This window comes from Pantoea vagans, from assembly GCF_001506165.1.
Classification (GTDB): Bacteria; Pseudomonadota; Gammaproteobacteria; order Enterobacterales; family Enterobacteriaceae; genus Pantoea; species Pantoea vagans_C.
On the sequence record NZ_CP011427.1, the window covers coordinates 3,822,453 to 3,844,105 of the forward strand.

A 21,653-nucleotide genomic window follows, 5' to 3' on the forward strand; every position below is an offset into this window, starting at 1 on the left:
TGGATGCGCATTATAGGGAGTTGTTCGCAGCGCGCAACCGCTAAATTCAATAAAAACAACTGTTCGCTGCATTCCACAGCAAAACCCCGCCTTATACCCACTTACACACAATGTTATCCACATTCATAGGCACAACTGAATTTAGGCGAGCATCACGCAAACGTTTTCGCTACAATGCCCGGCGACGTCAAGGATGCCCCTTTTGGGGCGTTACATGAAGCAGGTGTTCTCTTCTATATAGAAGGAAACGCTAAGCTTGATGTAACGCTCTTATTTATGCGAAACAAAGCCAAGGGATAAAACCACCATGCAACAACGTCGTCCTGTACGCCGCGCGCTACTCAGTGTCTCTGATAAAGCCGGTATCCTCGAATTTGCTCAGGCACTCTCCAGCCGTGGTGTTGAGCTGCTCTCCACAGGTGGTACTGCTCGCCTGCTGGCAGATGCGGGCCTGCCCGTTACTGAAGTTTCTGACTACACCGGTTTCCCGGAAATGATGGATGGACGCGTCAAAACGCTGCACCCGAAAGTGCATGGCGGCATTTTAGGCCGTCGCGGCACCGACGATGCGATCATGTCCGAACATGCTATCAGCCCAATCGATATGGTTGTCGTCAACCTTTACCCCTTCGCCCAGACCGTTGCTAAAGCGGGTTGCACCCTGGAAGACGCCGTAGAGAACATCGATATCGGTGGTCCAACTATGGTGCGCTCCGCGGCGAAGAACCATATAGACGTCGCGATTGTGGTGAAGAGCAGCGACTACGAGGCCATCATTGCCGAGCTGGACGCTAACGAAAACTCTCTGACGCTGGACACCCGTTTTGATCTGGCCATCAAAGCGTTCGAACACACCGCCGCTTACGACAGCATGATTGCCAACTACTTCGGTAGCCTGGTCCCGGCTTATCACAGCGACAGCAAAGAACCAGCCGGCCGCTTCCCACGCACCATGAACCTAAACTTCATCAAGAAGCAGGACATGCGTTACGGTGAGAACAGCCATCAGGATGCTGCTTTCTATATAGAAGAGAATGTAGCGGAAGCTTCCGTTGCTACCGCAGAACAAGTTCAAGGCAAAGCGCTCTCCTATAACAACATCGCGGATACCGATGCTGCGCTGGAATGCGTTAAAGAGTTTGACGAACCTGCTTGTGTCATCGTGAAACATGCGAACCCATGCGGCGTTGCCGTAGGTGGTTCCATTCTTGATGCGTACGAGCGTGCCTACAAAACAGACCCAACGTCAGCCTTCGGCGGCATCATCGCTTTCAACCGCGAGCTGGATGAAGCCACCGCGCAAGCGATTATCAGCCGTCAGTTCGTGGAAGTGATCATCGCACCTTCTGCTAGCGAAGCAGCACTGAAAGTAACCGCGGCTAAGCAGAATGTACGCGTTCTGGTCTGTGGCCAGTGGCAGGGCCGTGTTGCCGCACTGGACTTCAAACGTGTTAACGGTGGCCTGCTGGTGCAGGATCGCGATCTTGGGATGGTGGATGCCAGCCAACTCCGCGTGGTGACCAAGCGTCAGCCAAGCGAGCAAGAGCTGCGTGATGCCCTGTTCTGCTGGAAGGTCGCTAAGTTCGTTAAATCCAACGCCATTGTGTATGCGCGTGACAATATGACCATCGGTATCGGCGCTGGCCAAATGAGCCGTGTTTACTCTGCCAAAATCGCTGGCATTAAAGCCGGTGACGAAGGTCTGGAAGTCAAAGGTTCTGCCATGGCCTCAGATGCGTTCTTCCCGTTCCGCGACGGTATCGATGCGGCAGCGGCAGTGGGTATCTCATGTGTGATTCAGCCTGGCGGTTCTATTCGTGATGACGAAGTCATTGCCGCCGCCGATGAACACGGCATTGCCATGATCTTCACCGACATGCGTCACTTCCGCCATTAATCCTCTGGAGCTGTAAAGATGAAAATTTTAGTGATTGGTAATGGCGGACGTGAACACGCGCTGGCATGGAAGGCTGCACAGTCACCACTGGCTGAAACGGTGTTTGTGGCACCGGGCAATGCAGGTACCGCACTGGAACCTGCATTACAGAACGTAGCGATCAGCGCCACCGATGTGCCTGCGCTGTTGGCCTTTGCCCAGCAAGAAAACATCGATCTGACCATTGTGGGTCCCGAAGCTCCGCTGGTCATTGGTGTCGTGGATGCCTTCCGCGCTGCAGGTCTGAAGATCTTTGGCCCGACTCAGGCTGCCGCCCAATTAGAAGGCTCTAAAGCTTTCACCAAGGATTTCCTGGCGCGCCAGCAGATCCCAACTGCCGAATACCAGAACTTTACCGAAGTTGAGCCTGCGCTGGCTTACCTGCGTGAGAAAGGCGCACCGATCGTCATCAAAGCTGACGGCTTAGCCGCGGGCAAAGGCGTTATCGTTGCGATGGAACTGGCTGAAGCTGAAGCCGCCGTGCAGGACATGCTGGCAGGCAACGCCTTTGGCGATGCAGGCCACCGTATTGTGATTGAAGAGTTCCTTGACGGCGAAGAAGCCAGTTTCATCGTGATGGTCGATGGTGACAACGTACTGCCAATGGCCACCAGCCAGGATCACAAACGTGTAGGCGATGGTGATACCGGTCCAAACACCGGCGGTATGGGGGCTTACTCACCTGCTCCGGTCGTCACCGATGAGATCCACCAACGCGTGATGGATCAGATCATCTGGCCAACCGTGAACGGCATGAAAGCGGAAGGCAACACCTATACCGGTTTCCTGTATGCAGGTCTGATGATCGACAAAGCCGGCCAGCCGAAAGTGATCGAATTCAACTGCCGCTTTGGCGATCCAGAGACTCAGCCGATCATGCTGCGCTTGCAGTCAGACCTGGTTGAGCTGTGCCTGGCTGCGGTGGATGGCAAGCTGGATAAGCAGACCTCACAATGGGATCCGCGCCCATCGCTGGGTGTAGTTCTGGCTGCTGGCGGTTATCCTGCTGACTACAAAACTGGCGATCAAATTCACGGTCTGCCGTTGGAAGAAGTGCCGGATGGCAAAGTCTTCCATGCGGGCACAACGATGAAGGATGACGTAGTGGTCACTAACGGTGGTCGCGTACTCTGTGTCACCGCACTCGGTGAAGATGTGGCAGCGGCGCAGAAGAATGCCTATGCCTTAGCGCAACATATTTCCTGGGATGGCAGCTTCTGCCGTAAAGATATCGGTTACCGCGCGATCAACCGCAAGTAATCGGGTGGGCGGTCGCAAGGCCGCCCCCTAAAAATCACTCTCTCTCGGCTGCCAGCTGCACTCATCTTCTGGCGTTGCCCGCAAAAGCTGTACCCCTTCCGGCGCTTCTAACCATGACACCATTAACGGCTGCGGCTGGCTCTGTTGCTGCTGATTCAAGGTGCTGAGGGTTTCACTATCAAAAGGTGCATTAAGGGTTTTACCGTCGCAGTCACGCACTTGCGTGCCGCCTAACCAGTGCCCCTGGCTCAGCAACACACGGCCACTCAGCAAAGCGTTACTCTGCTCCAACATGCGCTGTGCGTCGAAACGATAGAGCTCAATGCTATCGCCGCTCACCGCTTCACGCCGCCCCGCCAACTGGCGCTGCATAAAGTTAAGATTACCGAGTGAGTCGAAACGCAGCGTAACATCATCCGGCTGCGTGCCCGCCACGCGTCGCTCTACGCTGGCCAGTTTATTCTGCTGCCAGTTGTAGTCGGTGGTCTCCATGGCATCGCCATTGAAGGGGGTGTAGACGGTACGAATATGGATAGCTTGATGGTCGCTATTTTTGCGCCAGATGCGCACAGTGCCGCGATCGGCTAAATAGCCACTCGCCGTAAAGGCAGGAAGATCAGGAGTTGTGCTACAGCCCGTGAGCAGCGCACCGAGAAACAGGGCGCAGACGCGCTGAGTAATCGTGTTCAGCATGACAGGCCCCAGTAACAAAAAGGGGCATTGACGCCCCTCTTTTAAAGCTTAAACCGCGATGCGGAAAACTTACTTAACAGCGTCTTTCAGAGCTTTACCAGAGACGAATGCTGGCACGTTAGCTGCAGCAATTTTGATCTCTTTACCAGTCTGTGGGTTACGACCGGTACGCTCTGCGCGGTGGTTCACTTTAAAAGTACCAAAACCAACCAGTTGTACAGCATCACCTTCTTTCAGAGACTCAGTGATCGCAGCCAGGGTAGATTCCAGCGCAGCTTTAGCCTGGGTTTTTGACAGGTCAGCTTTCTCTGCGATCACATCAATCAGTTGAGTCTTGTTCATAAGTTATCCTTAAAGTGTATTTATCGCTTGCTAAGCAACGAGTGCGAGGGAAAAGCCATATTCTGGCACTCTTCAGCCTGCACGCAAAGATAGCCACAATTTTCAGCCCCCCAAATGTAGACCAGACAGGGGGCTGATGTGAAGCCTCCAGGCGCGGTAATTCGGGCCTGAAGTCACGTTTTCTCGCCTTATTGCTGAAAAAGTATACCGATGTTACTGATTCCCGCTTCGCGCAGGTCAGAACGTAACCCCTTAATCAGCTCCAGGTCGCGCTCCTCGCAGTCTGCCAGCAGGCGAAAAATCTCCCACTGCAGATCCCATTCATCAATGACAGCCTGATTTTCGCGCAGCTCCGCATCGGTCATTTCACGACCGGCCTGGGTCATTTCCAGGATAGCCACGGTGGTGATCGACGTACGGCTGACTTCGATGGCGTGCTCCAGCGTTTCACCACTCAGCAATGCATGCAGCATTTCACTCAGGGCTACGCAGGCGTCAATCGCTGGATGAACGCCGTAGACATCAAAATCATCACCATCTGGAATCGCAGCTTCCAGCTTTTCCAGTTGGCTGTCGAAGTTGATCTTGGCGTCTTTCACCGTCAGGCTTTCCCAGACAAGATCCAGGATGCGACGATAGAGCTGCGGGTCGGCAAATTCAGTCTGCTGACAGAAGGCCCAGTAGTTAGGGAACATCCGCTCGCACAGACAGGCCATAAAGGTCATATGCTGCCAGCTTTCCAGCTTAGCCAGACGCAAATGGACGGGGTTCTGTAACATCAACTTACTCTCAATAGGTTAGCTGGCGGCAGTGTACCGCAAAAGCCGCGCGCAAACAGCGTTAACGCGCATTTTGCCAACGTAGAAATGCCGAACGGTTCGACGCCACCGCATCGGCCCAACGCGTAGGCTCAGGTAAACGATAGCCAGCCGTGCACAATTCGACCCAATGCAGCGCACTCGCCAGGCTAATCCGATGCCCGGTAGAAACGAACAGTGGATTACAGCGCGCCTTACTGCGCCACACCCAACCAATCTGCTCGCTTTTATCCATCAACGGTTGGCAGCTACCCGGCTCAGGGTCCAGTTCGGCAAATTGACCGCACAGCCGTTTCTTGGCCACGCCAATGGTTGGCACATCCACCAGCAAGCCAAAATGGGCGGCAACGCCAAGCCGACGCGGATGAGAAATACCATGACCATCGACGAATAAGAGATCGGGTTGATACGTGAGTTGCTGCCAGGCGGCCTGTAGCGCAGGCACTTCGCGGAATGATAAGAAGCCAGGTATATACGGCATGATGGTTTCAATACGCGCGATGCGATGTTCAACCAACTGTAATGAAGGATATTCCAATACCACCAGCGCGGCGCGCGTAACGGCGCCTTCCTGCTCAAAACCGACGTCTGCACCGGCAATGTAGCGTGGCGGCAGGATGTCAAAATCATCCTGCCGCACAACCTCAGCAGCGCGCTGTAGCTGTTCAGCCCGAAGCGCAGCTAAATCCATGCTTAGCCCTGATGGTAAGGGCGTGACAGGCGGTGTACTGCTTCTACAAAGGCACCCGCGTGTTCAGGTGGTACATCGGGGTGAATACCATGGCCGAGGTTAAACACGTGGCCTTCACCTTTACCGAAGTCTTCCAGAATACCTGCGACTTCCTGCTCGATACGCGCTGGCGGCGCATACAACATGGAAGGATCCATATTGCCCTGCAGCGCCACTTTGTCACCCACACGACGGCGTGCATCAGCAATATCAGTGGTCCAGTCCAGACCCAGCGCATCACAACCGGTTGCCGCTATCGCTTCCAACCACTGTCCGCCGCCTTTGGTGAACAGCGTAATCGGTACACGACGACCTTCATTTTCGTGCAGCACGCTATCAACGATTTTATGCATGTAATACAGCGAGAACTCGCGATAATCACGCCCCGTCAACACACCGCCCCAAGTATCAAATACCATGACCGACTGAGCACCGGCTTTGATCTGGGCGTTTAGATACAGAATGACGCTGTCAGCCAGCTTATCGAGCAACTTGTGCAGCGTTTGTGGCTCGGCATACATCATCTTTTTGATTTTGGTGAAGGCTTTGCTGCTACCGCCTTCAACCATATAGGTTGCCAGCGTCCACGGGCTGCCAGAGAAACCAATCAGCGGGACTTCGCCTTTAAGGTTGTAACGAATGGTACGCACCGCGTTCATCACGTATCCCAGTTCCTGCTCGGGATCGGGAATCGGCAGCTTATCGACATCTGCGCGGCAAGTAATAGGATTGGAGAAACGCGGGCCTTCACCCGTTTCAAAATAGAGCCCCAGCCCCATCGCATCGGGAATGGTCAAAATATCGCTGAAGAGGATCGCCGCATCCAGCGCATAACGACGCAGCGGCTGCAACGTGACTTCACACGCCAGCTCCGCATTCTTACACAGCGACATAAAATCACCGGCCTCAGCGCGCGTGGCTTTGTACTCCGGTAAATAACGCCCGGCTTGTCGCATCATCCACACCGGTGTGACATCTACCGGCTGGCGTAACAGGGCGCGCAGATAACGATCGTTCTTCAGTTCACTCATAATGGGCTCTCTCATGCTAAGGCCGCCAGTGTAGCATTTTCACGAGGCGCTGGCGCGGCACAGGGCAACGGTATCTTCAATCAAACGACGGGCCACCGTCCCCGCCGGGGGTAACAGCGGAAGATCGTCATAGCGATACCAGCCCGCATCCAGTAACTCTTTACCATCGTGCTGCAACTCGCCGCCTTCGTATTCCGCCATAAACGCCATCATCAGAGAGTGCGGGAATGGCCACGGCTGTGAAGTGACATAACGGACGTTCTTGACCCGCACATTACTCTCCTCCATCACCTCTCGCGCCACGGCCTGCTCCAGCGTCTCTCCAACCTCAACGAAGCCAGCTAATACTGTGTAAATGCTGTTGCGGTGACGCGCATGATTGGCGAGCAATATCTCATCGCCTCGACGAATCGCCACGATTATGCAGGGAGCAATTTGTGGGTAATAGCGCTCACGGCAGTGGTGGCACAGGCAGGCAAATTCGCGTTTACTGAGATGCATTTCATGCCCACAGTAACCACACCAGCGATGGGAACGGTAGAACTCCGCCAGTTGTACACCGCGCCCAGCAATCTGGAACAAGCCGACATCTTCGTCGATAAGCTGGCGAACAGAGGCCATATTGTCAGGGCGTGATTCACGCACCAACCAGACATTTTCACCCTGCCATTCGCCAATCAATATGCCCGCGCTACCCACTAAGCCAAAATCGCTCGATAAGCCATGCGGCAGCTCACCTTGCGGCAACCAAAGTTTTTGCTCATGGCTGACAATCCACCAGCCAGCGTCTACGCTTGAGATCTCACGTTGCATCTTATTCGTTGTCCTTAGCGTCAAATGGCACGCTGAATCCTGATGTTAAGTGTCGAATAAACAACTATAACTCACTTGGAGCCCCATATGCTGACCCAGTTAGATGACCTGACAGAGCGTGTAGGTGGCGGTAATGAATTAGTCGACACTTGGTTGCGCGCCCGTCGACAGTTGCTCGTCACGTATTACGAGTTAATTGGCATAAAGCCGAATAAAGATGCGCTTTCAGCGCTGGATGAACAGGCACTGGATGCGTTTTGCCACAATCTGGTGGATTACCTCTCCACCGGGCATTTCAGTATTTACGAACGCATCATCAACGAAATGCAAGGTGACAGCCCGTTAATTGCCGCGTCTCAGATCTACCCCGCACTCGAGGCCAACACCGATAGCATCATGCAGCTGTATGACAGCCATCTTCAGCAAGCCATCAATGATGATAACTGTGTTGAGTTTCAGAAGGCGCTCTCCGAAGTGGGTGAAGTACTGGAGTCACGTTTTACGCTGGAGGATAAACTGGTAAAACTGGCCTGGGATAACCAGCTGGCAAGCGTTCCGGTCGCCAATGAGAGCCCCATTGCACGTCCTGCTTAACCCCGAAAGATGTAAAAGGCTTGTTATTCCGAAAAAGCCCTCTTATGCTGAATGGGCTTTTTTATTGCCCTCTTTATGAGCGGCAAGTTTGTGGTTTAAGCGTAGCGTGCGCAGCCAGTTCACGCACGGACAGCGCACAGGGACCGGAGCGTACACGAAGTACGTGACGGTCACGAGCACTGCCCAGGCGAGAAATGGCAAGCAAAGTAGCTTAAACCGCAAACGCACACCTTGTCGGAGTGCCCCCCGGGGCTGAGACCGTTAATTCGGGATCCGCGGAACCTGATCAGGTTAGTACCTGCGAAGGGAACAAGAGTAGACATAACCAGAACGATGCGTGTTGGCGCCCGGTATCGCTTCTGTTACTCCTTCCGAACTCTGGACAAGCAACTTCCCCTTAAATCAGGAAATTTGCTATGTCTGTTGCTAAAACTTCTCGTCGTGAACAACGTGCACAAGCGCAGGAATTTATTGATTCACTGCAAGGCACCGCTTTTCCCAACTCAAAACGTATCTGGATCACCGGTAGCCGTGAGGATATTCGTGTACCGATGCGCGAAATCCAGCTGAGCCCAACTCAGATTGGCGGCACCAGAGAGAACCCTAAGCTTGAGCCGAATGAAGCTGTGCCGGTGTATGACACCGCAGGTGCTTATGGTGACCCGGAAGCCACTATCGATGTGCATCAGGGATTGGCGAAATTGCGTGCCAGCTGGATTGTCGAACGTGATGACAGCGAAGCGATCCACCAGCTAAGTTCCAGTTATACCCAGCAGCGGTTGGCCGATGAGGGACTGGATCATCTGCGCTTTGAGCACCTACCCCAGCCACGCCGTGCGAAAACCGGCCGCTGTGTGACGCAGTTGCACTATGCTCGACAGGGAATGATTACGCCTGAAATGGAGTTTATTGCGGTCCGTGAAAACATGGGGCGCGAACGTATTCGTGGTGAAGTGCTGCTGCAACAACATCCCGGGCACAGCTTCGGGGCGCATCTGCCGGAAAACATTACCGCCGAATTTGTCCGTCAGGAAGTGGCCAGCGGTCGAGCCATTATCCCCTCCAACATTAATCACCCTGAATCTGAACCGATGATCATTGGCCGTAACTTTTTGGTCAAAGTGAATGCCAATATCGGCAACTCGGCGGTGAGTTCATCGATTGAGGAGGAAGTAGAGAAACTGGTGTGGTCAACGCGCTGGGGCGCCGATACCGTGATGGACCTCTCCACAGGCCGTTACATCCATGAAACGCGGGAATGGATTTTGCGAAACAGTCCGGTGCCGATTGGAACCGTACCGATTTATCAGGCGCTGGAGAAGGTTAACGGCGTAGCGGAAGATCTGAACTGGGAAATCTTCCGCGACACCCTGCTTGAGCAAGCCGAACAGGGCGTCGATTACTTCACCATTCACGCGGGCGTGCTGTTGCGCTATGTTCCGATGACCGCCAAACGTCTGACCGGCATTGTCTCGCGCGGGGGATCGATCATGGCGAAGTGGTGCCTGTCGCATCATCAGGAGAGTTTCCTGTATCTGCACTTCCGCGAGATTTGCGAGATCTGTGCGGCTTATGATGTTGCCCTCTCACTGGGCGATGGCCTGCGTCCAGGGTCGATTCAGGATGCCAACGATGAAGCGCAGTTTGCCGAACTGCACACCTTGGGTGAGCTAACGAAGATCGCCTGGGAATACGATGTGCAGGTGATGATTGAAGGCCCAGGCCATGTGCCAATGCAGATGATCCGCCGTAACATGACCGAACAGCTGGAGCACTGCCATGAAGCGCCGTTTTATACGCTCGGACCACTCACCACAGATATCGCACCCGGTTATGATCACTTCACATCAGGAATTGGTGCCGCGATGATTGGCTGGTTTGGCTGTGCCATGCTGTGCTACGTCACACCGAAAGAGCACTTGGGTCTGCCAAATAAAGAAGATGTGAAACAGGGGCTGATCACCTATAAGATCGCCGCCCATGCGGCCGATCTGGCGAAGGGGCATCCCGGAGCCCAGATCCGCGATAATGCCATGTCGAAAGCGCGTTTCGAATTCCGCTGGGAAGATCAATTCAATCTGGCACTCGATCCGCACACCGCGCGTGCCTACCACGATGAAACCTTGCCGCAGGAATCGGGGAAAGTCGCTCACTTCTGCTCGATGTGCGGCCCCAAATTCTGCTCAATGAAAATTACTCAGGAAGTGCGTGAATATGCTGCTCGCCAGCAGGCAGAAGCGCAGCCGATTGAAATTGGCATGGCGCAAATGTCAGACGCCTTCCGTAGCCGTGGTGGTGAGATCTACCACGCCGCCGATGCCCTTAAAGAGGAAAAAGTATGACCGACGCCTTTCCGGCCACCGCCCCGAAACTGGGGCTGTACCCCGTTGTTGATAGCGTAGAGTGGATTAAACGCCTGCTGCAAGCCGGTGTGCGCACCCTGCAACTGCGTATCAAAGATTGCCAGGATCATGAAGTGGAAGATGCCGTGCGCGAAGCCATTGCGCTGGGTAAACAGTACCGCGCACGCTTGTTTATCAATGATTACTGGCGATTAGCGATCAAATACAACGCTTACGGTGTTCACCTTGGCCAGGAAGATTTGGACGTAGCGGATCTGCAGGCGATCCGCCAGGCAGGTTTACGTCTCGGTTTATCAACTCATGATGATGCCGAACTGGACCGCGCCCTGGCACTTCGCCCCTCTTATATTGCTTTAGGGCATATTTATCCGACGCAAACTAAAGACATGCCCTCCGCTCCGCAGGGCGTAATCGAACTCAAACGTCATCTGGCGCGATTGCAGGACGTGCCAACCGTCGCCATCGGCGGCATTTCACTGGCGCGGGTGCCGGAAGTGCTGGCCACAGGGGTGGGCAGTATTGCGGTCGTCAGCGCCATTACTCAGGCGGCTGACTGGCGTAAGGCAACACAAACGTTGCTCGACCTGGTTGAATCTGGAACCCAGCCTGCAGAGTTGATGTAACTGGCTGCAATAGAGTGATAAAGACCGGAATATGGCGCGAAGCCTGATTTTATAAGGCTAGCGCCTAAAGCTGACTTCGCTAAAGTGTGCCTGCCCGCTGTCGCTTGCAGCGGGCCAGGGCTGGTCTTCCTCTCTCCCCAGCCCTGCCTTTCCAACTTAATTCGTCAGGGAAGTGGCATGCAGCGTTTCAGCATTACAGGCCAGCATGGCCTGCTCCACCGCAGCACCCAGTTGGGCAATCGCCTGCTCAGTATGCTCGTTAATGGGCAAACCGTAATTCAGGCGCAGACAGTTACGATATTTTCCCGAGGCGGAAAACAACGACCCAACGGCGACCTGTATCTTCAGAGTACGCAGCTCAGTGTTAAGTCGAACAGCGTCAAACGCTTCTGGCAGTTCGATCCACATCAGGAAGCCCCCCTGGGGACGAGACACGCAAATCCCACAGGGAAAATAGTGGCGTACCCAGCAGCTAAAGATGTCGTAATTCCGTTGATACACCTGACGCATACGACGGATATGTGGGCCGTAATGGCCTTGACGAACAAACTCGGCGACAGCATGTTGTGGCTGCGTGGCCGTTGATCCGGTACTGATATATTTCATGTGCAACACGCGGTCACGATATCGCCCCGGCGCCACCCAGCCAACGCGTAAACCGGGCGCCAGCGTTTTAGAAAAAGAGCTGCACAACAATACGCGGCCATCCATATCCAAAGACTTGATGGTTATCGGTCGCGGGTATTCCCACGCCAGCTCACCGTAAACGTCGTCTTCGATAATGGCCGCATCAAAGCGCTGTGCCAATGCCAGCAATGCCCGCTTACGCGATTCAGGCATGATGAATCCCAGCGGGTTGTTGCAGTTGGGGACCACCACAACCGCTTTAATTGGCCACTGTTCAAAAGCCAGTTCAAGCGCTTCAAGACTCATGCCGGTGACGGAATCCGTGGGAATTTCGATCGCGCGGATCCCAAAACCGCGTAACGTTTGCATCGTGCCATGGAAAGTAGGCGATTCCACCGCAATGATATCGCCCGGATCGCACACTGCGCGGATCGATATCGACAACGCCTCATGGCAGCCCGTGGTGGCAACAATGTCATCGGCGCTGAGCTGGCAGCCACTGTCTATCGCCAGCCTGGCGACTTGCTCGCGTAATGCACTGACACCCACCAGGCTGTCATAATTGAGCAAGCCAGCATCCTGCTTCTGCGCCATGCGACTTTGGATTTTCCATAACGGCTTTAACGTTGGCTGGGTTAAATCCGGTATGCCACTGCCCAGTTGCAGCACATCACTGTCCATTCGGCTGCTCAGCAACTCCAGTACCGATTCCCATTGCGTGATCTCCACGGGCCGCTGCGCTGGGCGGGTCATGCCAGGTACCGGTGGGGTCGATTTTCGAGTTGCAACGAAATAACCGGATCGCGGCTGCGGCACAATCAGCTGCTTCTCTTCCAGTAAATGGTACGCCTGCTGTACGGTGCTAATGCTGACGCCGTGTTCCAGACTCAACGTGCGTACTGACGGTAAACGTTCTCCACTGCGATAGAGGCCTTGTTCAATCCTGTCCGACAGCAGACAGGCCAAATGCTGATAGCGCGTCATCGTATCCCACCTCATCTTATTCAGCAGCGAAAACCAGTACAGATTGACACCCTTTCTACCATTCAGATCGCTGAATATGCAATCTGTATGTTAAAGATAAGTGTTTTTTGAATCTGTATTGAATCGATGCAGAAATGGACAATGTGACCCAGACATCTCACTGAGGGCACAAATAATGGAATTCGATCAAAACCGAGCGGCTAAACCTTTTGATGTAACATTGCTGGATATTTTGCGCGGCGCGCGTAGCGCGGTGAGAAACTGGCGTAACCGACGTGAAACGCGGAAAATTTTGTCTCACCTGAGCGATGCCCAGCTGCGCGACATTGGGCTAACTCGACACGATGTCTGCCGCAAGAACTAAATTCAGAGCAAAAAAAACCCTGCCGAGGCAGGGTTTTTTATCGATCAGACTTAGCAACGATTACTCGTCGTCGCTACCGCCCAGACCGGCGTTCAGCAGTTCAGCCAGGCTTGCAGAGGCTTCATCCGCAGTCACCTGCGGAGCAACCGGTGCTTCACCCGCAGAGCGGCGACGCATACGATCCTGATGGTAAGCATAACCGGTACCGGCTGGGATCAGACGACCCACGATCACGTTCTCTTTCAGGCCGCGCAGTTCATCGCGCTTACCTGCTACAGCTGCTTCGGTCAGGACACGAGTGGTTTCCTGGAACGATGCGGCAGAGATGAACGATTCGGTAGCCAGTGACGCTTTGGTGATACCCAGCAGATCGCGCATAAAGGTTGCGCCGATTTTGCCATTCGCTTCAAGTTCACGGTTAGAGATCTTGATGCGGGAGTATTCAGCCTGCTCGCCTTCCAGGAAGTCGGAGCTGCCCACGCTAGCGATGGTTGCTTTACGCAGCATCTGACGAACGATGACTTCAATGTGCTTATCGTTAATCTTAACGCCTTGCAGACGGTAAACTTCCTGCACTTCGTTAGTGATGTAACGGGTCACAGCATGGACGCCACGCAGACGCAGGATGTCGTGCGGAGACTCTGGGCCGTCAGAAACAACGTCACCACGTTCTACGCGCTCACCTTCGAATACGTTCAGCTGACGCCATTTTGGAATCATCTCTTCGTACGGATCGCTACCATCAACCGGTGTGATCACCAGACGACGCTTACCTTTGGTCTCTTTACCGAAGGAGATGATACCGCTGATCTCCGCCAGGATTGCTGGCTCTTTCGGACGACGCGCTTCGAACAGGTCGGCAACGCGTGGCAGACCACCGGTGATGTCCTTGGTACCGCCAGATTCTTGCGGAACACGCGCCAGGGTATCACCCGAGCTGATCTTCACGCCGTCTTCCAACTGCACAATCGCTTTGCCCGGCAGGAAGTACTGTGCTGGCATATCAGTACCAGGGATCAGAACATCATTACCGTTCGCATCAACGATTTTCAGCGCAGGACGCAGATCTTTACCGCCCGCAGTACGTTCTGCAGAATCCAGAACCACCAGCGATGACAGACCGGTTAAATCGTCAGTCTGACGAGTAATGGTCTGACCGTCGATCATGTCAGTGAAGCGAATGAAACCGCCCACTTCCGTGATAACCGGCATGGTATGTGGATCCCAGTTTGCTACGGTCTCGCCCGCTGCAACCTGCTCGCCATCACCTTTGGCCATGACCGCACCGTAAGGCACTTTATAGCTCTCTTTGGTACGACCGAACTCGTCGATCATTTTCAGCTCAACGTTACGTGAGACGATAACCAGTTTCCCTGAGGAGTTGGTTACCGACTTGGCGTTAGTCAGCTTGATAGTACCTTTATTCTTCACCTGGATGCTGGATTCAGCAGCCGCACGAGATGCCGCACCACCGATGTGGAACGTACGCATCGTCAGCTGTGTACCCGGCTCACCGATGGACTGTGCTGCGATAACGCCGATGGCCTCACCTTTGTTGATGATGTGACCACGTGCCAGATCGCGACCGTAGCAGTGTGCACACACACCGAAGTCGGTTTCACAGCCAACAACCGAACGCACTTTGATCGCATCGACTGAGTTCAGTTCGATCACATCACACCAGTGCTCATCGATCAGGGTGTTACGCGGGATCAGGATGTCTGCAGTGCCTGGTTTCAGGACATCTTCAGCCGTCACACGGCCCAGAACACGCTCACGCAGTGGCTCTTTAACGTCGCCACCTTCGATGACCGGAGTCATCATGATGCCTTCGAATGTGCCACAGTCGTCTTCGGTCACCACCAGATCCTGCGCAACGTCAACCAGACGACGCGTCAGATAACCGGAGTTAGCGGTTTTCAGTGCGGTATCCGCCAAGCCTTTACGCGCACCGTGCGTCGAGATGAAGTACTGGAGTACGTTCAGACCTTCACGGAAGTTCGCGGTGATTGGCGTTTCGATGATTGAGCCATCTGGCTTAGCCATCAGACCACGCATACCGGCCAGCTGACGAATCTGTGCTGCAGAACCACGCGCACCGGAGTCGGCCATCATGTAGATGCTGTTGAACGACACCTGCTGCTCTTCTTCGCCGTGACGGTTGATCACAGTTTCAGTTTGCAGGTTGTCCATCATCGCTTTGGAAACGCGTTCGTTGGCTGCGGCCCAGATATCGATGACTTTGTTGTAACGTTCGCCAGCAGTAACCAGACCAGACTGGAACTGTTCCTGAATCTCAGCAACTTCTGCTTCCGCTTCCGCGACGATTTCCGCTTTCTTAGCCGGGATCACCATGTCGTCGATACCAACAGAGGCACCTGAACGGGCTGCGTAAGCAAAGCCGGTGTACATGGTCTGGTCAGCAAAGATAACGGTCGGCTTCAGGCCCAAGATGCGGTAACAGGTGTTCAGCATTTTGGAGATAGCTTTCTTACCCAGCGCCTGGTTGACGATAGAGTAAGGCAGGCCTTTCGGTACGATCATCCACAGAATCGCACGACCAATGGTGGTGTCGATAATGCTGGTTTTCGCAACGAACTCTTCCTGCTCGTTTTTGCTGTATTCGGTGATACGCACTTTAACGCGCGCATGCAGCTCGGCCTGGCCAGCGCGGTAAACACGCTCAGCTTCTTTCGGGCCAGTCAGCACCATGCCTTCGCCTTTGGCGTTCACTTTGTCGCGGGTCATGTAGTACAGACCCAAAACAACGTCCTGAGAAGGAACGATGATTGGCTCGCCGTTCGCAGGTGACAGGATGTTGTTGGTAGACATCATCAGCGCACGCGCTTCCAGCTGGGCTTCCAGCGTCAGCGGTACGTGAACAGCCATCTGGTCACCATCGAAGTCGGCGTTATATGCCGCACAAACCAGCGGGTGCAGCTGGATCGCTTTACCTTCGATCAGAACCGGTTCAAACGCCTGGATACCTAAACGGTGCAGAGTTGGTGCACGGTTCAGCAGTACCGGGTGTTCGCGGATAACTTCGTCCAGGATATCCCAAACGACAGCTTCTTCGCGCTCAACCATTTTCTTCGCGGCTTTGATGGTGGTGGCCAGGCCACGCAGTTCCAGCTTGCCGTAAATGAACGGTTTGAACAGCTCCAGTGCCATTTTCTTCGGCAGACCGCACTGATGCAGACGCAGGTATGGACCTACGGTGATAACAGAACGACCGGAGTAGTCAACACGCTTACCAAGCAAGTTCTGACGGAAACGACCCTGCTTACCTTTGATCATATCAGCCAAAGATTTCAGAGGACGTTTGTTAGAGCCGGTGATGGCACGACCGCGACGGCCGTTATCCAGCAGGGCATCTACCGCTTCTTGCAGCATACGTTTTTCGTTACGTACGATGATATCTGGCGCAGCCAGATCCAGCAGACGTTTCAGACGGTTGTTACGGTTGATCACGCGACGATACAGATCGTTCAGATCTGACGTAGCGAAACGACCGCCGTCCAGCGGTACCAGCGGACGCAGATCTGGCGGCAGAACCGGCAGAACGGTCAGGATCATCCACTCTGGCTTGTTACCAGACTGAACGAACGCTTCCAGCAGCTTGATACGCTTGGTCAGCTTTTTACGCTTGGTCTCGGAGTTGGTTTCGTTCAGCTCTTCACGCAGCTGCTCGCACTCTTGCTCCAGATCCATGTTTTTCAGCAGCGCCTGGATAGCTTCCGCACCCATCTTCGCGTCGAATTCGTCACCGAACTCTTCCAGCGCATCAAGATACTGCTCTTCCGTCAGAATCTGACGTTTTTCCAGGTTGGTCATGCCGCCTTCGATCACAACATAAGATTCGAAGTACAGCACGCGCTCGATATCACGCAGTGGCATATCCAGCAGCAAGCCGATACGCGAAGGCAGTGATTTCAGGAACCAGATATGCGCAGTTGGAGAAGCCAACTCGATATGGCCCATACGCTCACGACGTACCTTGGTCTGTGTAACTTCAACGCCACACTTCTCACAGATCACGCCACGATGCTTCAAACGCTTGTACTTACCGCACAGGCATTCGTAATCTTTTACCGGTCCAAAAATACGGGCGCAGAAAAGACCGTCACGCTCCGGTTTGAAGGTACGGTAGTTAATGGTTTCTGGCTTTTTAACTTCACCAAAAGACCATGAACGGATCATGTCAGGCGAGGCCAGAGCAATTTTGATCGCATCAAACTCTTCGGTCTTAGTTTGCGCTTTCAGAAACTTAAGTAAGTCTTTCACGGATTAGCTCCCGTCGGAGTGGAACTCTCAGGGACGCGCGCCTGAGGTGCGCGTCCCGTAACCAGTACTTGCGAGTACTTACTCGTCTTCCAGCTCGATGTTGATACCCAGCGAGCGAATCTCTTTCAACAGTACGTTGAAGGATTCCGGCATGCCCGGTTCCATCTGATGGTTGCCATCGACGATGTTTTTATACATCTTCGTACGGCCGTTAACGTCATCAGATTTAACGGTCAGCATTTCCTGCAGGGTATACGCAGCACCGTAAGCTTCCAGTGCCCACACTTCCATCTCACCGAAGCGCTGACCACCGAACTGAGCTTTACCACCCAGCGGCTGCTGAGTAACCAAGCTGTAAGAGCCGGTAGAACGTGCGTGCATCTTGTCGTCAACCAAGTGGTTCAGTTTCAGCATGTACATGTAACCTACGGTTACCTGACGCTCGAACTGCTCACCGGTACGGCCGTCGAACAAGGTGATCTGACCGGAAGAAGGCAGGCCGCCGAGCTGCAACAGCTCTTTGATCTCGCTTTCTTTCGCACCGTCAAACACTGGTGTTGCGATTGGCATACCTTTTTTCAGGTTCTCTGCCAGACGCAGCACTTCGTCGTCGGTGAAGGTGTTCAGGTCAACTTTCTGACGCACGTCGGTGCCCAAATCGTAGGCGCGCTGGATGAAATCACGCAGTTTGGCGACTTCTTCCTGCTTCTTCAGCATCGCATTGATTTTCTCACCAATGCCTTTCGCTGCCATCCCGAGGTGGGTTTCCAGGATCTGACCGATGTTCATACGTGACGGTACGCCCAGCGGGTTCAATACGATATCGACCGGCGTACCGTTCTCATCGTAAGGCATATCTTCGATCGGGTTGATCTTAGAGATAACACCCTTGTTACCGTGACGACCTGCCATCTTGTCACCAGGCTGGATCTGACGCTTAACAGCCAGATACACCTTCACGATTTTCAGCACGCCTGGTGCCAAATCATCGCCTTGGGTGATCTTGCGACGCTTAGCTTCGAGTTTCTTCTCAAACTCGTGCTTCAGCTCGTCATACTGCTCAGCCAGCTGTTCCAGAGAGTTTTGCTTCTCTTCGTCAGTCAGGCCCAGCTCTAACCAGCGCTCGCGTGGCAGTTTGTCCAGCTTCTCAGCTTCAACGCCACCCGAGATCAGTACAGCCTGAATACGGCTGAACAGACCGGCTTCAAAGATTTGCAGTTCTTCAGACAGGTCTTTCTTAACCTGCTTCAGCTGCATCTCTTCGATTTCCAGTGCACGTTTGTCTTTTTCCACGCCATCGCGGGTGAAGACCTGAACGTCGATAACCGTACCGGAAACACCGTTTGGTACACGCAGAGAAGAGTCTTTAACGTCAGACGCTTTCTCACCGAAGATCGCACGCAGCAGTTTCTCTTCTGGAGTCAGCTGGGTTTCACCTTTCGGCGTGACCTTACCAACCAGAATGTCGCCACCGGTCACTTCCGCACCGATATACACGATACCGGACTCATCCAGCTTGGAGAGCGCAGCTTCACCCACGTTCGGGATGTCAGCGGTGATCTCTTCTGGCCCCAGCTTGGTGTCACGAGACACACAGGCCAGTTCCTGGATGTGGATAGTGGTGAAACGGTCTTCCTGTACAACACGCTCAGAAACGAGGATGGAGTCTTCGAAGTTGTAACCGTTCCATGGCATGAATGCCACGCGCATGTTCTGACCCAGCGCCAGTTCACCGAGATCGGTAGACGGGCCATCTGCCAGCACGTCGCCACGCTCAATTGGCTCACCCAGAGAGACACACGGCATCTGGTTGATGCAGGTGTTCTGGTTAGAACGGGTGTACTTGGTCAGGTTGTAGATGTCGATACCCGCTTCGCCCGGATACATCTCATCTTCGTTAACTTTGATAACGATACGAGAAGCATCAACGTACTGAACGGAACCGCCACGTTTCGCTACGGCAGTAACACCGGAGTCAACCGCTACTGCACGTTCCATACCGGTACCAACCAGCGGCTTATCAGCGCGCAGAGTTGGAACGGCCTGACGTTGCATGTTCGCACCCATCAAGGCGCGGTTAGCATCATCGTGCTCCAGGAACGGGATCAGTGACGCACCGACAGAAACGACCTGTTGGGTCGAAACGTCCATGTAGTCAACTTGATCGCGGCTGAACAGGCTTGATTCACCTTTGCTACGGCAGGTGACGAGATCGTCAACAAAGCTACCATCTTCAGCAAGGTTGGTGTTCGCCTGAGCGATAACGTAGTTACCCTCTTCAATTGCAGAGAGGTAATGAATTTCGTCACTCACTTTGCCGTCAACAACGCGACGATACGGAGTCTCAAGGAAGCCGTATTCGTTAGTCTGCGCGTAAACAGAAAGGGAGTTGATCAGACCGATGTTCGGACCTTCAGGCGTTTCGATTGGGCATACACGACCGTAGTGGGTTGGGTGTACGTCACGCACTTCGAAGCCTGCGCGTTCACGGGTCAGACCGCCTGGGCCCAGAGCAGAGATACGACGCTTATGCGTGATCTCAGACAACGGGTTGTTCTGGTCCATAAACTGTGACAGCTGGCTGGAACCGAAGAACTCTTTCACCGCAGCAGAAATCGGCTTGGCGTTGATCATGTCCTGTGGCATCAGCGTGTCGAGGTCGCCCAGAGAAAGACGCTCTTTCACTGCGCGTTCAACACGGACCAGACCTACACGGAACTGGTTTTCTGCCATCTCACCGACTGAACGGATACGACGGTTGCCGAGGTGATCGATATCATCCACTTCACCGATACCGTTACGGATACCGATCAGCTTCTTCATCACTTCGATGATGTCATCTTTGCTCAGGATGCCTGAACCTTCGATCTCATCACGCAGCAGAGAACGGTTGAACTTCATGCGGCCAACCGCAGAAAGATCGTAACGATCTTCAGAGAAGAACAAGTTCTCGAACAGGTTTTCCGCTGCTTCACGTGTTGGTGGCTCGCCAGGACGCATCATGCGGTAGATCTCAACCAGCGCGCTCAGGCGATCGTTGGTTGGGTCAACACGCAGGGTCTCGGAAATGTACGGGCCGTGATCCAAATCGTTAGTGAACAGGGTTTCGATGCGCTTGTGGCCTGACTGGCTCAGTTTCGCCAGCAGATCCAGTGACAGTTCCATGTTCGCAGGAACAATCAGCTCACCGGTGTTCAGATCGACGTAGTCTTTAGCGACCACTTTGCCAGCGATATATTCAACCGGCACTTCGATGTGCTGAATACCGTCTTTTTCCAGCTGACGAATGTGACGCGCAGTGATGCGACGACCTTTCTCAACGTAGACCGTGCCATTGGCTTCGATATCGAAGCTGGCGGTTTCACCACGCAGGCGCTCAGGCACCAGTTCCATCTGCAGTTTGTTATCGCGAATTTCATAAACCACTTTATCAAAGAACAGATCGAGGATTTGTTCAGTGGTGTAGTTCAGTGCGCGCAGAATGATACTGGCCGGCAGCTTACGGCGACGGTCAATACGGACGAAGAGGTTGTCTTTCGGGTCAAACTCGAAGTCGAGCCATGAACCACGGTAAGGGATGATACGTGCGTTATACAGCACTTTACCAGACGAGTGCGTCTTACCCTTGTCGCTGTCAAAGAACACGCCAGGACTACGATGCAGCTGAGAAACGATAACACGCTCAGTACCGTTGATAACAAAGGTACCGTTGTCGGTCATGAGCGGAATTTCGCCCATGTAGACTTCTTGTTCTTTAATGTCTTTTACGGTGCCTTCTGGCGCTTCGCGCTCATAGATCACCAGACGCAGTTTCACGCGCAGCGGTGCCGAATAGGTCACGCCACGGATCTGACATTCAGTTACGTCAAAGACCGGCTCACCCAAACGGTAGCTGACATACTGCAACTCAGAGTTGCCGCTGTAGCTTGAGATTGGGAATACGGAGCGGAAGGCAGCTTCCAGACCGTACTGGCCTTCTGGATCTTGCTCGATAAACTTCTGGAACGAGTCAAGCTGGATAGAAAGGAGATAAGGTATGTCCAGTACTTGTGGACGTTTACCAAAATCCTTACGAATACGTTTTTTCTCGGTATAGGAGTAAACCATAGGGTTCCTCAGCTAGCTGACATGTCGAACCACGCTGTCCGTCCTGATAGGACAGTTCATGCAACACTATTTTGTTTTTCATGC

15 protein-coding genes and 1 riboswitch are annotated in these 21,653 nt (G+C 53.7%); of the genes, 6 read left to right on the forward strand and 9 right to left on the reverse strand.

Going from position 1 to position 21,653, the window contains the following annotated elements:
- Positions 1–307 precede the first annotated feature (307 nt).
- Both purH and purD read left to right on the forward strand, forming a co-directional pair.
- On the forward strand, positions 308–1,897 hold the full coding sequence (gene purH / locus LK04_RS17710) for a bifunctional phosphoribosylaminoimidazolecarboxamide formyltransferase/IMP cyclohydrolase (protein ID WP_039336784.1): 1,590 nt from the start codon (positions 308–310) through the stop codon (positions 1,895–1,897).
- Between the two features lie 18 nt (positions 1,898–1,915).
- Positions 1,916–3,196, forward strand: a complete 1,281-nt coding sequence (gene purD / locus LK04_RS17715) for a phosphoribosylamine--glycine ligase (protein WP_039336787.1) — start codon at positions 1,916–1,918, stop codon at positions 3,194–3,196.
- 27 nt (positions 3,197–3,223) lie between these two features.
- Here purD and LK04_RS17720 read toward each other — a convergent pair whose 3' ends face one another.
- The 6 genes from LK04_RS17720 to nudC form a co-directional block, all read right to left on the reverse strand.
- Positions 3,224–3,889: a DUF1481 domain-containing protein gene (locus LK04_RS17720; RefSeq protein ID WP_039336789.1), complete on the reverse strand. Its 666-nt coding sequence runs from the start codon at positions 3,887–3,889 to the stop codon at positions 3,224–3,226.
- A gap of 69 nt (positions 3,890–3,958) precedes the next feature.
- Positions 3,959–4,231, reverse strand: coding sequence for a nucleoid-associated protein HU-alpha (gene hupA / locus LK04_RS17725; protein ID WP_006121511.1), 273 nt, complete (start codon positions 4,229–4,231; stop codon positions 3,959–3,961).
- A gap of 188 nt (positions 4,232–4,419) precedes the next feature.
- Positions 4,420–5,010, reverse strand: a complete 591-nt coding sequence (locus LK04_RS17730) for a YjaG family protein (RefSeq protein ID WP_039336795.1) — start codon at positions 5,008–5,010, stop codon at positions 4,420–4,422.
- A gap of 61 nt (positions 5,011–5,071) precedes the next feature.
- Entirely contained in the window at positions 5,072–5,740 is a 669-nt protein-coding gene (gene nfi / locus LK04_RS17735) for a deoxyribonuclease V (RefSeq protein WP_039336796.1), read from the reverse strand.
- A 2-nt stretch (positions 5,741–5,742) separates the two neighbouring features.
- Entirely contained in the window at positions 5,743–6,810 is a 1,068-nt protein-coding gene (hemE, locus tag LK04_RS17740) for a uroporphyrinogen decarboxylase (protein ID WP_039336800.1), read from the reverse strand.
- Between the two features lie 39 nt (positions 6,811–6,849).
- Positions 6,850–7,623 (reverse strand): NAD(+) diphosphatase, encoded by a 774-nt coding sequence (nudC, locus tag LK04_RS17745; RefSeq protein ID WP_039336802.1) that lies wholly within the window; start codon positions 7,621–7,623, stop codon positions 6,850–6,852.
- Positions 7,624–7,710: 87 nt separating this feature from the next.
- Here nudC and LK04_RS17750 point away from each other — a divergent pair, with 87 nt between their 5' ends.
- The 3 genes from LK04_RS17750 (at position 7,711) to thiE (ending at position 11,203) form a co-directional block, all read left to right on the forward strand.
- Positions 7,711–8,217, forward strand: coding sequence for an Rsd/AlgQ family anti-sigma factor (locus LK04_RS17750; protein ID WP_039336805.1), 507 nt, complete (start codon positions 7,711–7,713; stop codon positions 8,215–8,217).
- A gap of 225 nt (positions 8,218–8,442) precedes the next feature.
- A riboswitch (TPP riboswitch) is annotated at positions 8,443–8,543 on the forward strand.
- Positions 8,544–8,633: 90 nt separating this feature from the next.
- Positions 8,634–10,559 carry a phosphomethylpyrimidine synthase ThiC gene (thiC, locus tag LK04_RS17755; RefSeq protein ID WP_039336807.1) on the forward strand — a complete coding sequence of 642 codons (1,926 nt, stop codon included), beginning with the start codon at positions 8,634–8,636 and terminating at the stop codon, positions 10,557–10,559.
- Positions 10,556–11,203 carry a thiamine phosphate synthase gene (thiE, locus tag LK04_RS17760; protein WP_039336809.1) on the forward strand — a complete coding sequence of 216 codons (648 nt, stop codon included), beginning with the start codon at positions 10,556–10,558 and terminating at the stop codon, positions 11,201–11,203. Before thiC ends, thiE begins: the two co-directional genes overlap by 4 nt.
- Before the next feature lie 156 nt (positions 11,204–11,359).
- On the opposite strand, the gene LK04_RS17765 is transcribed toward thiE, so the two are convergent.
- A complete protein-coding gene (locus LK04_RS17765) occupies positions 11,360–12,814 on the reverse strand; it encodes a PLP-dependent aminotransferase family protein (protein ID WP_039336811.1) in 1,455 nt (484 codons plus the stop codon).
- Positions 12,815–12,989: 175 nt separating this feature from the next.
- Here LK04_RS17765 and LK04_RS20205 point away from each other — a divergent pair, with 175 nt between their 5' ends.
- Positions 12,990–13,178, forward strand: coding sequence for a DUF1127 domain-containing protein (locus tag LK04_RS20205; protein WP_039336813.1), 189 nt, complete (start codon positions 12,990–12,992; stop codon positions 13,176–13,178).
- Positions 13,179–13,238: 60 nt separating this feature from the next.
- Here the strand turns inward: LK04_RS20205 and rpoC are convergent, their stop codons facing one another.
- Both rpoC and rpoB read right to left on the reverse strand, forming a co-directional pair.
- Positions 13,239–17,462, reverse strand: a complete 4,224-nt coding sequence (gene rpoC / locus LK04_RS17770) for a DNA-directed RNA polymerase subunit beta' (protein WP_039336815.1) — start codon at positions 17,460–17,462, stop codon at positions 13,239–13,241.
- 78 nt (positions 17,463–17,540) lie between these two features.
- Entirely contained in the window at positions 17,541–21,569 is a 4,029-nt protein-coding gene (rpoB, locus tag LK04_RS17775; protein ID WP_039336817.1) for a DNA-directed RNA polymerase subunit beta, read from the reverse strand.
- Positions 21,570–21,653 lie beyond the last annotated feature (84 nt).

Bases quoted from the DNA above. Each gene is read 5' to 3' on its own strand.
- LK04_RS17730 (WP_039336795.1), bottom strand. From the start codon at position 5,010: ATGTTACAGAACCCCGTCCATTTGCGTCTGGCTAAGCTGGAAAGCTGG.
- LK04_RS17750 (WP_039336805.1), top strand. From the start codon at position 7,711: ATGCTGACCCAGTTAGATGACCTGACAGAGCGTGTAGGTGGCGGTAAT.
- LK04_RS20205 (WP_039336813.1), top strand. From the start codon at position 12,990: ATGGAATTCGATCAAAACCGAGCGGCTAAACCTTTTGATGTAACATTG.
- LK04_RS17720 (WP_039336789.1), bottom strand. From the start codon at position 3,889: ATGCTGAACACGATTACTCAGCGCGTCTGCGCCCTGTTTCTCGGTGCG.
- purD (WP_039336787.1), top strand. From the start codon at position 1,916: ATGAAAATTTTAGTGATTGGTAATGGCGGACGTGAACACGCGCTGGCA.
- nudC (WP_039336802.1), bottom strand. From the start codon at position 7,623: ATGCAACGTGAGATCTCAAGCGTAGACGCTGGCTGGTGGATTGTCAGC.
- thiC (WP_039336807.1), top strand. From the start codon at position 8,634: ATGTCTGTTGCTAAAACTTCTCGTCGTGAACAACGTGCACAAGCGCAG.
- nfi (WP_039336796.1), bottom strand. From the start codon at position 5,740: ATGGATTTAGCTGCGCTTCGGGCTGAACAGCTACAGCGCGCTGCTGAG.
- rpoB (WP_039336817.1), bottom strand. From the start codon at position 21,569: ATGGTTTACTCCTATACCGAGAAAAAACGTATTCGTAAGGATTTTGGT.
- purH (WP_039336784.1), top strand. From the start codon at position 308: ATGCAACAACGTCGTCCTGTACGCCGCGCGCTACTCAGTGTCTCTGAT.
- hemE (WP_039336800.1), bottom strand. From the start codon at position 6,810: ATGAGTGAACTGAAGAACGATCGTTATCTGCGCGCCCTGTTACGCCAG.
- thiE (WP_039336809.1), top strand. From the start codon at position 10,556: ATGACCGACGCCTTTCCGGCCACCGCCCCGAAACTGGGGCTGTACCCC.
- hupA (WP_006121511.1), bottom strand. From the start codon at position 4,231: ATGAACAAGACTCAACTGATTGATGTGATCGCAGAGAAAGCTGACCTG.
- LK04_RS17765 (WP_039336811.1), bottom strand. From the start codon at position 12,814: ATGACGCGCTATCAGCATTTGGCCTGTCTGCTGTCGGACAGGATTGAA.